Source organism: Geomonas sp. Red32 (assembly GCF_023652955.1).
Classification (GTDB): Bacteria; Desulfobacterota; Desulfuromonadia; order Geobacterales; family Geobacteraceae; genus Geomonas.
Map to the genome: position 1 here is coordinate 1,042,096 of NZ_JAKLOY010000001.1, position 13,313 is coordinate 1,055,408.

17 protein-coding genes and 1 pseudogene are annotated in these 13,313 nt (G+C 53.6%); 14 read left to right on the forward strand and 4 right to left on the reverse strand.

Going from position 1 to position 13,313, the window contains the following annotated elements; translation table 11 throughout:
* The first annotated feature begins 246 nt into the window (after positions 1-246).
* The 9 genes and pseudogenes from L4X63_RS04430 (at position 247) to L4X63_RS04465 (ending at position 6,888) form a co-directional block, all read left to right on the forward strand.
* Positions 247-528: a hypothetical protein gene (locus L4X63_RS04430; protein ID WP_250677378.1), complete on the forward strand. Its 282-nt coding sequence runs from the start codon at positions 247-249 to the stop codon at positions 526-528.
* Positions 529-861 (forward strand): hypothetical protein, encoded by a 333-nt coding sequence (locus L4X63_RS04435; RefSeq protein ID WP_250677379.1) that lies wholly within the window; start codon positions 529-531, stop codon positions 859-861.
* 193 nt (positions 862-1,054) lie between these two features.
* Positions 1,055-1,432 carry a hypothetical protein gene (locus L4X63_RS04440; RefSeq protein ID WP_250677380.1) on the forward strand — a complete coding sequence of 126 codons (378 nt, stop codon included), beginning with the start codon at positions 1,055-1,057 and terminating at the stop codon, positions 1,430-1,432.
* 132 nt (positions 1,433-1,564) lie between these two features.
* Positions 1,565-2,677, forward strand: a complete 1,113-nt coding sequence (locus L4X63_RS04445) for an HNH endonuclease (protein ID WP_250677381.1) — start codon at positions 1,565-1,567, stop codon at positions 2,675-2,677.
* Between the two features lie 189 nt (positions 2,678-2,866).
* The gene (locus L4X63_RS04450) at positions 2,867-3,487 is read left to right on the forward strand and encodes an NIPSNAP family protein (protein ID WP_250677382.1); all 621 of its coding nucleotides are present in this window, start codon (positions 2,867-2,869) and stop codon (positions 3,485-3,487) included.
* Between the two features lie 176 nt (positions 3,488-3,663).
* Positions 3,664-3,759: pseudogene (locus tag L4X63_RS23845) on the forward strand (zinc-ribbon domain-containing protein); the annotation flags it as partial.
* 54 nt (positions 3,760-3,813) lie between these two features.
* Complete coding sequence (locus tag L4X63_RS04455) at positions 3,814-5,625, forward strand: hypothetical protein (RefSeq protein WP_250677383.1); 1,812 nt, start codon at positions 3,814-3,816, stop codon at positions 5,623-5,625.
* Between the two features lie 213 nt (positions 5,626-5,838).
* The gene (locus tag L4X63_RS04460) at positions 5,839-6,276 is read left to right on the forward strand and encodes a nucleoside deaminase (protein ID WP_250677384.1); all 438 of its coding nucleotides are present in this window, start codon (positions 5,839-5,841) and stop codon (positions 6,274-6,276) included.
* Positions 6,277-6,384: 108 nt separating this feature from the next.
* Complete coding sequence (locus tag L4X63_RS04465) at positions 6,385-6,888, forward strand: hypothetical protein (RefSeq protein WP_250677385.1); 504 nt, start codon at positions 6,385-6,387, stop codon at positions 6,886-6,888.
* A 142-nt stretch (positions 6,889-7,030) separates the two neighbouring features.
* Here the strand turns inward: L4X63_RS04465 and L4X63_RS04470 are convergent, their stop codons facing one another.
* On the reverse strand, positions 7,031-7,312 hold the full coding sequence (locus tag L4X63_RS04470; protein ID WP_284694456.1) for a DksA/TraR family C4-type zinc finger protein: 282 nt from the start codon (positions 7,310-7,312) through the stop codon (positions 7,031-7,033).
* Between the two features lie 277 nt (positions 7,313-7,589).
* Positions 7,590-8,189, reverse strand: coding sequence for an outer membrane protein (locus tag L4X63_RS04475; RefSeq protein ID WP_250677386.1), 600 nt, complete (start codon positions 8,187-8,189; stop codon positions 7,590-7,592).
* A gap of 343 nt (positions 8,190-8,532) precedes the next feature.
* On the opposite strand from L4X63_RS04475, the gene L4X63_RS04480 reads away from it, so the two are divergent.
* Positions 8,533-9,339: a hypothetical protein gene (locus L4X63_RS04480; RefSeq protein ID WP_250677387.1), complete on the forward strand. Its 807-nt coding sequence runs from the start codon at positions 8,533-8,535 to the stop codon at positions 9,337-9,339.
* Between the two features lie 332 nt (positions 9,340-9,671).
* On the opposite strand, the gene L4X63_RS04485 is transcribed toward L4X63_RS04480, so the two are convergent.
* Positions 9,672-10,112: a hypothetical protein gene (locus tag L4X63_RS04485; protein WP_250677388.1), complete on the reverse strand. Its 441-nt coding sequence runs from the start codon at positions 10,110-10,112 to the stop codon at positions 9,672-9,674.
* 401 nt (positions 10,113-10,513) lie between these two features.
* On the opposite strand from L4X63_RS04485, the gene L4X63_RS04490 reads away from it, so the two are divergent.
* The 3 genes from L4X63_RS04490 (at position 10,514) to L4X63_RS04500 (ending at position 12,117) form a co-directional block, all read left to right on the forward strand.
* Positions 10,514-10,975, forward strand: a complete 462-nt coding sequence (locus L4X63_RS04490) for a YehS family protein (RefSeq protein WP_250677389.1) — start codon at positions 10,514-10,516, stop codon at positions 10,973-10,975.
* 65 nt (positions 10,976-11,040) lie between these two features.
* Positions 11,041-11,667 carry a LysE/ArgO family amino acid transporter gene (locus tag L4X63_RS04495; RefSeq protein WP_250677390.1) on the forward strand — a complete coding sequence of 209 codons (627 nt, stop codon included), beginning with the start codon at positions 11,041-11,043 and terminating at the stop codon, positions 11,665-11,667.
* Between the two features lie 105 nt (positions 11,668-11,772).
* Positions 11,773-12,117 carry an HIT domain-containing protein gene (locus L4X63_RS04500; protein ID WP_250677391.1) on the forward strand — a complete coding sequence of 115 codons (345 nt, stop codon included), beginning with the start codon at positions 11,773-11,775 and terminating at the stop codon, positions 12,115-12,117.
* A 6-nt stretch (positions 12,118-12,123) separates the two neighbouring features.
* Here L4X63_RS04500 and L4X63_RS04505 read toward each other — a convergent pair whose 3' ends face one another.
* Positions 12,124-12,636, reverse strand: coding sequence for a P-loop nucleotide/nucleoside kinase family protein (locus tag L4X63_RS04505; protein ID WP_250677392.1), 513 nt, complete (start codon positions 12,634-12,636; stop codon positions 12,124-12,126).
* 235 nt (positions 12,637-12,871) lie between these two features.
* On the opposite strand from L4X63_RS04505, the gene L4X63_RS04510 reads away from it, so the two are divergent.
* Positions 12,872-13,288, forward strand: coding sequence for a hypothetical protein (locus L4X63_RS04510; protein ID WP_250677393.1), 417 nt, complete (start codon positions 12,872-12,874; stop codon positions 13,286-13,288).
* The last annotated feature ends 25 nt before the right edge of the window (positions 13,289-13,313 follow it).

A 13,313-nucleotide genomic window follows, 5' to 3' on the forward strand; every position in this document is an offset into this window, starting at 1 on the left:
TTGCAGTTACCGCCATCCGTACCGTTGCCGTTATTTCTTTCTATTTCGATGTCAGCCTCATCTACATCAAGTCACCCATCAGGATCTAGGCCGTTTTGACAGCCTCATCTCGGCACTTTCCGCCTTTCGCGGACCAGAAATTTCGGTTCCAGGCCGTGTCAAAGCGGTCTTCAAATGTCAAGTACGTCGCTTTGAATTTCTCAGAAAGAAATGCTGAGTACAGCAACAAAAAGAAGGGAGAATGAGATGACTGAACACGCAAAATTAGATAAATCAGTAGAAGACGAGGTTGCGAGACTAAAAAAGAATAGTTATTTTATTAGTCTTTTAGGAGCTGTAATCGGTGGAATCTCTTTGTTTGTTAGCACCTATGAGTTATTTTCCGGAACAATGGTCTTCTCAAAAATGGTTTCTTCCTTCCATAAGTGGTTCTACCATCCAGAAAATATCAACGAGGTAGTAAAGCTATTTACTGCAATAATTGGCGCAGCTGTAGGTTATAACATTATCAAAAAGGAGGATAGATAGATGGTTGCTATCCTCCAATATATTAACGAAGCTGCCGTGACATGTGCAATTATCGCCTTCACGGTAACTGCAATCGTTAGAATTCATGCGGGTGCTAAGTTGAGGTTGGAAGATCTCTTAATTAGGGGTATGGCTGCAAGCGCCATCCCGACCGGTTTCGCCCTTTTACTATCGGCATTCGACCCTTCTCTTCTTCAAAAGATGTCAGGATTCAATATCCACATAGCCACAGCAGGGTTGGCCCTCATATACATATCCTTGAAAAGTGTCTTCGATAAACCTAAAGAAATGGAGTTTGAGCGTCGGCCTTCACCTGCACCAATACCTGATTAACCATTTTGGAGAACGGCATGGGGGCAAAGGCTGGGGTCAGGCTTGCAATGTTGCAATCTAAGCTGACAGATTTGGGGAAAGCCTGGGGGGCAAGTCTTGAATGTTGAATCTCAATGGGGAGGAGAGCCGGAGGGGACGTAGGTATCTTATTAAGTTGTGAGCGGAATATTGCCTGAATGTAAAGGGGGGATATGTGAAATACGATCCAGGATGCGCACCTGAGCCTGCGGAATGGCTCGCTTTGGACGAGCAAATTCGCATGAAGCTTGTGGAAGATCATCACAACTCTGCCAACATAACCCTGCCGAATGTGACGCTCCATGCAGGTTTCCACGTCATCGTCGAGAATAGGATTGCGGAAGCCAATGCGCCGACTGTTGATGCGATCACTCGCCTGATGGGTGCAGGTGTGCCCCGTCATGACGCTGTCCACGCGGTCGCCTCGGTGCTCGCTGAAGAGATCAACGTCCTTATGAAGAGCAAGAACCCGGATGCAGGAAAGTTCGAGGACAAATTCGCGACCACAGTGGCGCAGCTAAATCCAAAGGACTGGATACAACCAGGCACGTGAATTCGAGGGGGCAGGTCTGGAAAACGGGATAGGGTGTCAAGTTCCAGACCTGACCCCTTAGTTTCCCTGCTCTCTACTCTACCCGAGGCCCTTACAGATTCTGCTGAAGACCCTAAATTTAAGGGAGACGAAATGCCGTTTAATTCCGAAACTAAAGCTAGAATGTTTATCCGGTGCGGAAGGTTGTGTTGCTTATGTTTGAAGCAGTGTGGCACCAACATCGAAGTTGCGCATATTGTAGATGAACATGCCGGTGGAAGCTGTGATGAAGAAAATGGTATACCGACCTGTTTTGATTGTCATCAGGAGATCGGGGCGTACAGTGATAAGCATCCAAAAGGGAATAAGTTTTCTGTGAATGAACTGAAAGCCCGCAGGGATCGTGTGTATCAACTTGTGGAAAGCGGGACTCTCTACGCTCAGGTAGTTGCTTCACAGGCCAGAAAAAATGCTGGGGATACAAGCTTTGTTGATTTGCCGGCCTCATCACCGCCTCCTTCGCCGTCTGCTGAAGGACAACGTTTGATGAAGGTGTTGTCATCTCGTGGTGGACTAGAGTCTCCAGCGCGGAAGCTACAGTTGCTTTCACAGGCTGACAGAGCCTATGTAATTGACGAACTATTAAGGCAAGTTTCGGATGAGCTCATATCTGGGGAAGACAATGAAATTACAATTCCTGTTTTGGCGCGAATCGCCAATTCCAATGTTGTTCCTGATCAGGAACGTTGTCTTATAGTAGAGAGCATGACTAGAAATGTGTCATTATTTGGCGATTTGGACTCAAAGATTACTCTTCTAAGATACGTGACACAGGAAACCCTTTTAGCCGCTTCTCCTGAAGTTAGATCCAGTCTCTTTGAAGAGCTAATTAATGTTGTTGGTCGTGATCAGTATGACGAAGTAAACGCACTTGTCCCTGTTTTAGTTGATCACGCTCTTGATATACCTTCCGAACTTAGAGGAGACTATATTGTAGCTTTGCTTGACCAAGCTGATTCTGATTCTTGGCATGGCGCTCCCGCGGCAGAATCCGCTCTCCGTCACTTGCCGGAAGAGGTCGTCAAGGATGGAATTCATCTTGTAGACCAAGATTTTCTGTACTGGAAAGGACGTAGACAATACGTTAAAGATTTCGTCAAACGTTATGAGAAGTTGGCGCACAGCGAGCAAAAGCAGCTTTTCCGAGACCTCCTCGTCTTAAGCAATGTTGATTTTGCTACCAAGTATTCTCCAACAGAAGACTGAGGGGGCAAAGGCTGGGGGCAGGCTCGCAATGTTGCAATCTCAGCTAACGACTTTGAAACTATGCAAGCCTGACCCGATGGCCTTCCTCTGGTGCGCTCCCACTACGTTATGCCTCCCACATAGGCCTGATAGTCGATGTAGTCGAATAGCGTTCTGATTTTCGGTTCGATGAAATATGATGGAGATATTATGCACACTATCTACGAACTCACGACCCTCTCTTGCCCGCTCTTGTCCTTGTCTAAGGCGTGGGACGGCGCGCGCGCTTTCATAGGCGAGGACGATGCGGCAGGCGAGCTTCTCGGTAGCTGGCGAACCGAGATCGGTCAACTCGGGCGGCTTTTGCTGTTGCGCGGCTTTGAGACCGCAGAAGAGTTGGCAGCCGAGCGTCGTCGTGCGCTCTTGAGCGTCGATCCATTCCACGCGGGTGGCGTTGTAACCGCGTTGAGCATGGAAAGTTATGCTCCATTCCCCTTCCTGCCTCCCGTTCAACCCAGGCCCATGGGCGGCATCTATGAGTTCCGCACCTACCATCTGAAACCGGGCGGCTTGCCGCCAACCCTTGCCGGTTGGAAAAAGGCAATCAAGCCAGCCCGTGAGTACACCAGTCATCTCGTCATTAACATGTACTCGCTGGACGGGCCGCCACGGATTACCCATATTTGGGGCTTCGAGAGTCTGGAACAACGCGCGGCGCTCCGCGCGAAGTTTTATGCTGCTGGGCTCTGGCCGCCTCAGGGAGGCCCAGAACAGATCGCGGAAGCAACTTCGACTATTGCTTTGCCCGAGGACTCGTCTCCGCTTCGTTGACGCTCCTAATTGGGGGCAAAGGCTGGGGTCAGGCTTGCAATGTTGCAATCTAAGCTGGCAGATTTCCAGAGGCAATGGGGGGACAGGCTTTCAAGTTCTCAAGTTGCTGACGAAGCGGTTGTTAACTTTAAACCTTCGAAGCCTGGTCCTAAAGAAGTCCCACGTGGGGGGATAACATGAAGATCACCTGCCCCTCGTGTGGGTTTGCTGCCGAGGTGCCCGAATCAAACATCCCGCACAATTCTGCTTCGGTCAACTGCCCGAGGTGCAAGACCTCTTTCCCCCTAGCACTCACCGCTTCGCCAGATCCCGCCCCCGATCCGAGGATGACCTGCCCGAAGTGCGACCACGAGCAGGAGCGAGCGGCGGTATGCGCCCGTTGCGGACTCATCTTCGCCAAGTACGCCTCACGTGCCTCCCAATCGAAAGTGCTGGAGGAGCAGGCCGCCGCGCCGGCTCCCCTCCCGGAGCCTGAAGCACCGGCGCCGGCGAAGCCGGTAAAGCCACCCGGTTGGCCTCAACTGGTCACCGGCTGCCTGGCCGCCCTTATCCTCTGCCTACCGCTGGTCAGAATGATGGGTGGCATCCTCGCGGGGAGCCACCTCATAAGCGAGAAGGGAGACATCGGAACCGGGATCCTGCTGGTAATGCTGGTGCTCTTCACCAACGGGGTCATCGCCCTTTACGGTGCCGCGGTCAGTTTCAAAAAAACCATCTTCGGTCCAGCCTTCGCCACCCATGTCACCGTGGTAGTCGTCGTCAGCCAGTTCACTGTCGGCGGTGGACTCTCCTTCCGCTTCTTTTACGCGATCTATGCCGTCATCCTGCTGTGCATCTCGTCCGGGGTGATGGCGCTGGCCAAGTGGGCCACCCGTGGCGTCATGATCTTCAACTGCCTGGCGCTGTTGCTGCTGGCCAACTACCAGACCGTCTCCAGGTTGTACAAGGGCGCTACCCACTCGATGCAGGTCGGGATCGATAATCGCAAGCACCAGGCGGAGCTGAAAGCGATCGACGAATTCTGGAGTAAAGTCTTTGCCGGCACCATCAGAGCGGAGGAGCTCAAGGCGAAGCATCCCAAGCTTTCCGCTCCCGAGGTGGCCGACGAGGAGATCAGTCTGCTCGAGAGAAGAATCGCGGCTGAAAAGCCTCATCTCGAGGAAAGACTCCTCGATGCCATGCTTGACCTCTTCAGCGGAAAACACCTGGAGGCAGTCGACTCGGTAACCCTGGACAAGCCGAGCGGAATGTCGGACGAAGAATACAAAAAGTACTACGAGAGTACCTTCAGCCGCAAAGATTACGGCGACAGGGCCATCTGCGCCCTCGTCACGTTGCCAGAGCTCCCTCCCAACATCATCGACCGAATCATCTCGTCTGCCACCAGCCCCGCGCCGTTGATCGCCTTTGCGAAATACCCCCAGGTAACCCCGGCCATTTTAAAAGCCGTTTTCGACCGCAGCCGTCGTGTCAATGCGGAAAGGGAGATCACAGAGGCGTTCAAGGCGTTGGCGTCCAATCCCGGCACTTCACCCCAGGTCATGTCGGCACTGGCGGGGACGAGAAGTGTGTTGATCATGAAGGATCTGGCGGCCAATCAGGGATGTCCGCAGGATCTGCTCGAGCGCCTGGCCCAGTCGACCATCGACAGGGTGGCGGACGCGGCCGGCAACAATCCGGCGGCCTCGCCCAAAGTGAAGGAGATCTACTACCTCCGCAGCCATTTCAGCAGCGCACGGCAGGGCGTCCGGCCGAGATGGAAAGAGGTGCTTGGCGCTGCGTCGGTTCCGGGAAGCATTTACATCGACACGACAGCGCCGGAGCCGGCATTCCACAACGCCTACAAGCTGAAAACGCTGGTAAAGCTCACCCAACCGTTACGGCCATCGGATGGTTCCGATGCAACGTGTGGATCCACCTACGCTATGGAGGAGAGCATAGTTGTCCTCTGTGCGGCAGACGAATTCGTTGCCGACGAGTCCGTTTTCACCAGGGGGATCCAGCTTTTCCATCAGACCAGATACGACAGCACGGGCAAGCTCATAAAGGAGCTAGAAATCCAGGGGGTTCATAACTTCTGTACTCCCAACTACAGCTTCGATGCCCTGAAAAGGATCGCCTGTCCTCGGGTACTGTGATAAAGGACAGGCAATGGGGGGACAGGCTTTCAAGTTCTCAAGTTGCTGACGTAGAATTCAAGGGGGCCAGGTCTGGAAACCGGAATAGGGTGTCAAGTTCCAGACGAGGCGAGAAGGGGCGACACTTGTCCATTTGGACCGGTGGCTGATTGACAGCAGGGAGCTTGAAGAGGGCTTGAAACTGCTTTAGGTTTGCCTGGAAGGAGATAATTTATGGACATGTTTATGAGTGCCGCCATCGAGGAGGCCGAGAAAGGGCTGACTGAAGGAGGAGTTCCCATAGGATCGGTCCTGGTTCACGACGGAAAAATTATCGGAAAGGGGCACAACCGCAGGGTCCAGGAAGGAAGTGTTGTTCTTCACGGGGAGATGGATGCGTTGGAGAATGCAGGGCGGCAGCCAGGATATGTTTATCGGCAATGCACCCTGTATACGACTCTATCACCTTGCTCCATGTGCAGTGGAGCGATCCTCCTGTATGGCATACCCAAAGTGATCGTCGGAGAGAACTCAACTTTTATGGGTGAAGAAGACCTGTTGCGCGCAAGAGGTGTTGAGGTTGAGGTGCTTCAAGATCCGAAATGCATCGAGTTAATGCAACGCTTCATCAGGGAGAATCCCGCAGTTTGGAACGAAGATATTGGTATCTAGCGTAATTCGAGGGGGTCAGTCTGGAAACCGGAAAAGGGTGTCAAGTTCCAGACCTGCCCCCTAAGGTTTTTTGAGGGGAGATGGGTGCTAGTAGATAGGAAGGGTGCGATGAAGCTGGGGATCACTGGGAAACTCGTTTTAAAAGCCGCCCTGTTGGCGATGCTCCTTGCTCTGGCTTCGAGTTGTGGTGGGGAAGGGGGGAGTAACCAGAAAACGGTGCTGAAACTTTCCACGACCGGGCTACCGTCGGAACCCATCTCCAGCATCTCCATCAGCATTGCCATGCCACAGGGAGTTCAACCACGACTCAATCCCGACCTTTCAGTTCCAGATTCCGTAGTACAGGTTTCCGGTGTCGCCATGCCGGGCTCGACAAGTAATGTGTGGTTCGGCTTGCCTCGTAATGGAAGTAATTTCGGTGGCGGCCTCAATTTCACTATCACCACTTCAAACCCTGCCGGCTTCGGAGTGGGCGAGTTTGCCACCGTCTCCCTTGATGCCGGTTCTCACACCTCGAGTGATTTCACCATCTCACCGCTATTCTCTGCGGCCGGTATCGACCATGCTCCCGTGTCCGGGATCTCGCCAACCCTTGCGGTCGTCTATGAGTGATGGAACTACAAAAGGGGCGAAGTAGGACGGCGGCTCGCAATTCGTGAAGGGGCAAAGGCTGGGGTCAGGCTTGCAATGTTGCAAGGTCGAATAATGCTCCGGTCAGGTCTGGAATCGGGCATCTCCCCCCGAGGCTTTCCTGTTACTTCAGCTGGCTGTCTTTGCTACCTCTCCGGTTGTAGAGCGCAGCCGCCTTCAGTTTCTTTTCGAGCTCCGCCTGGCAGGCAACACAATATCTGACTCCTGGCAGTGCTTTTCGGCGCGCTTCCGGAATGGCAGCCTCACACTCCTCACAGTGAGCCCGGCTTTCACCAGCCGGTAACCGGCTCTTAGCTAATTCGACGGCGGCTTCGACCGTGGCATCTATCTGATCCTGCACCGCCCCGTCTTTGGACCAACCAACCGCCATCATGGCTCCTTTCATTTTCGATCTGGAAGGTGGCTTCGTGTTCCCCTTCTAGGTGGATGTACCCTGCAACATCCTATTATAGCCATTCGCTGGGTACGGTTGTGTAGATTTTTGGTCAGTCATGGGGGTCAGATCTGGAAACAGGAGCGAGGCCAAAGGCGAGAGGTTCGGGGGGGGGCAGGTCTGGAAACCGGAATAGGGTGTCAAGTTCCAGACCTGGCCCCCAAGTTTTTTCGTACTGGGGGGGAAATAAAAAGGCAACGGGAATTGCCGTTGCCTCTGAAGATGGGGGTTAGAAGTTGTAACGGATACCTGCCATGATGCTGCTTGAGCCGTATGAAACGCTTACGCCGTTTGCTGCAAAGTCAGATGCTGAACCTTGATAACGATACAAAAGGTCCATGTTTATAGCTTGGTCCACCGGGTATGAAGCTCCAACCGTGAACTGGTACCCAAACTGGTTGTCACTGTCATTCTCACCAGGAACGCTAAGTTCGCCATGAAGTAATCCCAGACCTACACCTACAAATGGTTTGATGGGAAAAGTATCGGCTTTAAAGTCATAATATGCGTTGACCATATAGCTGGTGACGGTTAAATCCGAATCGTTGACGTTCACACTCCCGCCAGGGCCAGATAAGGAACTCAGATCAGCTTTTTTGAACCCAAATTCTCCTTCAACACGGAGGGGTTCGAACTTTTGTCCGACTGCCAGGTTGAAACCAAAGCCAGCATCATAGTTAGCGGTGGCTGTTCCGGAGAACCCGGACACCTGAACATCGCTATCATGCACGATTGCAAGTCCCAAAGATGCACCAACATACGGTCCTGCTAAAGCGGTAGAGGAAATGAATGTCAGGATTCCCAGCGTTGGCAAAAGGATTTTTTTCATTGTGTTGTCTCCTTGTAACTAAAGAAATGTACTGCAGGTGCATGGAGTTACTTGGACTGAGGTGGGCGGACTCCGTCCCTTATGTGTAGCTTGTTGAGTAGTAAGCGATTTGCGTGGCAGGTGTAAGTTTGATTAATTACGCCTCTTTGTTTTGGTAGGGAGAAATATATAGGTGTTTTTTTGAAATGTCAAAGTTAAATTTGTAAAACCTCATTGTTTTATATAAAGTCTTGTGCGTGGGGGATAACCAGCACTCACTTCACTGGAGGTTGTTCTGCAAAAAATTGATGGATTTCTGCCCTCTCCCAAAAACAACGAGGGTTTCCGCAAACATGTAATTATCGTGCCCGGTTTTCTTACTGAAAATGAGAACCTAGACTTTGGCCTTCACCCCGAACAAAGTCTTCCCAGTCATGGAAGCCGCTACTGGTTCAGGCATTTTGTAGATAATCAAGACTCGATCCGGGCAAACGTCCATTACTTCAATTGGCCTTCCGGTAGTCTCCGTAAGATGCTGGCAGAAGTAATGCCTCTCCTGTCGGTTTTAGCTGGGGCTTCCACAATTGGAACCACAATTGCCTCTAGGATTCTTCCGTGGAATATGATGTCCGATCACATGCTGCCCCTCCGGAGGCTCAAACCTCTAATACAACTTTGGCCAAAAGCAGTCGGTTATGCAGACCAGCAGTCGGCAAAGCTCGTCGATCAAATTAATGAATTCAACGGTACTGTCTACGTAGTGGGACACTCTCTCGGGGGGCGGATTGCGGTCAGGCTTTTGGAGCGCCAGCACACAATACGGACGGACCAGCTTTGTATATCTGCCATGGCTCCAGCGATCGCTGAGAGTGAAACGAGGATCTTCCCTTCGAATCCCCACATAAAATCGGAAGTTTTCTTCAGCAGAAGCGATCTGATTTTGAATGGTTTTTATAGGATGGGTGAGGTGAAAGCTGAGCATGCATTGGGATACATTGGCCCCCAATCATGTTATAACAACGGGTTCACGAGCATAGATGTCACCAGCAACGAATTCTGTAAAGCGATGGGACATATGGATTACGAAGCGCATGTTCTCGGTCTATTGAGAGTGCACTCCGCTTTTTGGCACGGATTCGTCTGCTCCGACAGACCTGAGCCTGGCGATTAACCCCTCTGGGGCGGCGGATGGGCCGATTCCCAGGAGGCGCGTCGGTAAAATTTACAAAACGGAGAAACACGATGCTGGCGTTTCCTTTTGGTACCCCGATTACACCGGTGCGGCAGACGGACAGCATCCGCGTCAGGCTGCGCGATTAGGCAGGTACTCGAAGGATTGGTGGGAGCTCCATGACAAGTGGATTTCAAACACCGCTAGTTCGATCTCGGCAGGTCTCGCTCTCCACTAAACGGCAGACGATGGGGCCATGCTTTGAACGTTTCAAGTTGGGCGTACTGTTGCGAGGTTTTTCAAACCTTCTAAGTCTGGCCCCATAGTCTTCGCTATTTTTCCGGCTTGAGGATGGAAAGGGCAACCAGCAACAGCAGCGCTGCAGTCTGCAGGGTGGCGGCCGCCGCTCCCCATCTGAGCGTGGCGGAGAGCAAAAAAGGCCCGGAATCCCAGCGGGAGTCGACATGCATGTTCTGCAGGCCGGGCGCGAGCCAGAGGGTGCCGAAAACAAGCAGTATGGTGGTAACCGCACACTTCTCGGTGATCCAGCGGCGCTTCAGCCCCCATGGCTTTGCCGCACCCAAAAGGAGACCGGTGACGGTGGTGATACCGGCGGAGGGGGTTATCAGGTAGTCGTCCAGGACTTCGATCAGCCGCTTGATGGTGAAAGCTTCATCGGCCCATGAGGAGGACCCGGCGAGCTTGAGTAAGATGAGAATCGACAGCCCTCCGCCTATCCATCCACACACTGCCGCGGAGTGCAGTCCCTTCAAAAAAAGACGTATTGCGGTTACTCGCCGAGTATTCATCGTGCACCCCCCGTCTCAACCCGCTGTCTCCAAGAGAGCAAGTTGGATGCCGGCAGAGACCGGAAGCCGCAAGATGGATAACACGCTCTTGTATAAAGGTTTTCAGCGGCGGCACACCATTGTTGTGGTCGGTTGCAGCTGTGCTGAAGCTGAACAGGGCTGTCAGTATACAGAACTGATGAAGCGCGCGAGTTCATTGTTGGAGTGGGAGAGGACCACCAACAGATCATCATCAAACCCAGGGGACGTACTTGATATTTGATGTTTGAGGTCATCCCGGTGCATCCAGCTTCCGGAATATCAAATATCGTCCCTTTGAATTTCAGTTGAAACCATATTGAGCCCAAGGAAGCAAGAGGTGATGCTTGACCAATAACGATCTGTTGCGCAGACTCCGGTACGCGCTGAACTTGAATGGCGAGACCATCGCCGGTCTGTGTGCCCTCGGCGGGTATGAAATTCCGCCGCTCGAGGTGCTGAAGCTGCTGAAAAAAGAAGACGAGCCGGGTTTCGCGGTCTGCGACGACCTGGCGATGGGGGCCTTCCTGGATGGCCTTATCGTCTCGCGCCGGGGAGTGCAGGAGCCCAAACCGGATGCCGCGCCGAAGGTGGCCGTCCGCTTGGAAAACAACCTGATCCTGAGAAAGCTGAGAATCGCGCTGGAGCTGAACGAGGAGTCGATGCTGGCGGTAATGGCAAAGGCAGGGGTGAAAATCTCAAAGTCAGAGTTGTCCGCAATGTTCCGCGCCAAGGGGCATAAGAACTACAAGCCGTGCGGCGACCAGTTCCTTCGCAATTTCATCCGGGGACTCACCATGGGGGCCTAAAGGGGATACGCATGTTCAATGGGAGGCCCTCCAATTGACCCTCCCATTTTTTTTCGCCAAACATTATGATGACCAACAACTTTCCGACATCTGTTCTAGCAGGCTTTGGGCTGGGGGCGAGCCTTATCGTCGCCATCGGGAGCCAGAATGTTTTCGTGCTAAGGCAGGGGCTGAAATCGCAACACGTCTTCGCGGTCAGCACCATCTGCTTTCTGTGCGATACGCTTCTCATTTCCCTTGGCGCCGGAGGCTTTAGCCGCCTGGTGGCATCCTCACCGGCACTGATGAAGGCGACCCTGTGGGGAGGTGTCGTTTTCCTTTTCGCCTACGGGGTGAGATCTTTCCGGGCCGCCGCCAAGCCCGGCACCCTCACCACGGATGCTGGCGAGGAACAGCAGGCGGGATTGGGCCGAGTCGCCCTGACGGCGCTCAGCCTCAGTCTCCTCAATCCCCACGCCTTTTTGGACACCGTAGTGCTCCTGGGTAGCCTGGCAGGTCATTACACCGGGACTTCACGTCTATTCTTTGCCCTGGGAGCAATTTCGGCGTCCTTCACCTGGTTCTACCTACTCGGTTTCGGAGCGATGGCATTAGCCCCTCTTTTTCGCAAGCCACAGGCGTGGCGGGCCCTGGACATCTTGGTTGGATGCACCATGTGGGCGATCGCGGCCAAACTCGCCTTGGCAGGGTGAGGGGAAAGCTCGATTCCGGCCGGTCTTGCTCCCCACTAAAGAGGCGGGTGGAGAAGGTAAAGGCCGCTAACTTTTAACCTGCTTGATCTAGAGGAGCCTTGCGGAATGACCGAAACAGTTTGTGATTTCTACTGCGATAAGATCTTGTCCGGCGTTGTGCCGGTGCCGGTATGTTTCGAGAACGAGCAGGTCTTCGCGTTCCATCACACCAACCCTATCTGGGAAAATCACGTCGTCCTCCTGCCCAAAAAGCACGTCGAATCCCTCATCACCTTGGAAGAGGCCGACAATGAGCTGCTGCTGGAGCTCATGCGGGCCGCGAAGGCGATCGCCGGTGATTTCATGGCCCGCTTCGGTGCCGCCCGGGTCTACACGAACCTCGGGGAGTACCAGTCTTCCAAACATCTCCATTGGCACATCGGCTCCGGCAAACAACTGAGACCGTACTGAGCCCGATCAGTCATCGTGCAGGACGAGATTCAAACCTTCCCCGGGGGAGGGCGGAACGAAGTAGCGGGTTATTTGGTCGAAGGCTTCCTCGCTTAAAGTGAAGGGATGGCTGCCGGAGGCGTTCCGTTCCCGCAGCCGTTTCTTGCAGGTCTCGTTGGTCACCTCGAGATAGTGGAGCTCATGCCGTGCACCGGCCTCATCGCTTAGGTTTTTTGCCCATTGACGATGGGGAGGCGTGTTGGCTGGAAAATCGAGGACCACGGACATCCCCTGCCTGAGCAGGCCCACGATGAGACCGCCTAACACGTCACGGACTCTTCCGGTGCAGCGAACATATCCGGCGAGATCGCTGATTTCTCCCGGATAGAGCCGGGCGAGCCAATCGTCTTCCTCGATCAGCACGGTGTGGGCCTTGGAGGCCAACTGTGCGGCCAGGGTCGACTTGCCTGCCGCCGCCTTTCCGCAGACAAGGTAAAGGGTCGAAGAAAATGTCTCCTGCAATAGTTCCTGTGATGACATCTGTACCTCCGGTGTTGTAAAGTCTCGCCGGGAGCGGTAACAAAAAAACCCGCTCCTGTGGGGGGCGGGTTTCTTGTTCGTCTGCTTGCTTTACAAACGTCAGCCTATCCCGCCGCTCCTGAAATGGCGATGATAATAATGGCGGAGATGTGAAGCTGGCGACGGGTCATGACGCTGAATTTGCCTCACAACCCGGCCGTTGTCAATAAATAACCCGCAGTTAAAGGAGCTACCTATGGCGGTTCTGGTTGAAGGTATTTCGGTGATCGTTCGTCGGGCCACCATCGATGAAAAATTCCCGGGTGGTTGGGAGGCGTTCAAGGGGATCGTCCCTAACCGGACCTTGTGCTCCGACGACGAGGTGGCCCGCGTCGGTTTCCTCTCTGCCGAGGACGTCCAGTCGTTCGTGGCGGTACTGGAAGAAGCCGGTTTCCAGTTCGTCAGCGAGGGGACGGCGGTCGATATCGCTGTTGCGGACCAGAAGGCGGGTTTTACTGCGAACTGCTCCTGGGCGGAGTTCGGCCATATCGAGCTCGGTTCCCCCGATCGGGAGATCAGCGCCTGCCGTCTCGCCGGCTCCTCGTACAACCAGCTGGTAGCTCCTGCCGGCTGGCAGTACGAAGGTTCACTCAGCGAAAGCCTTCGCGGGTGAGATCCGGGAGGTTGACGGCGTAACG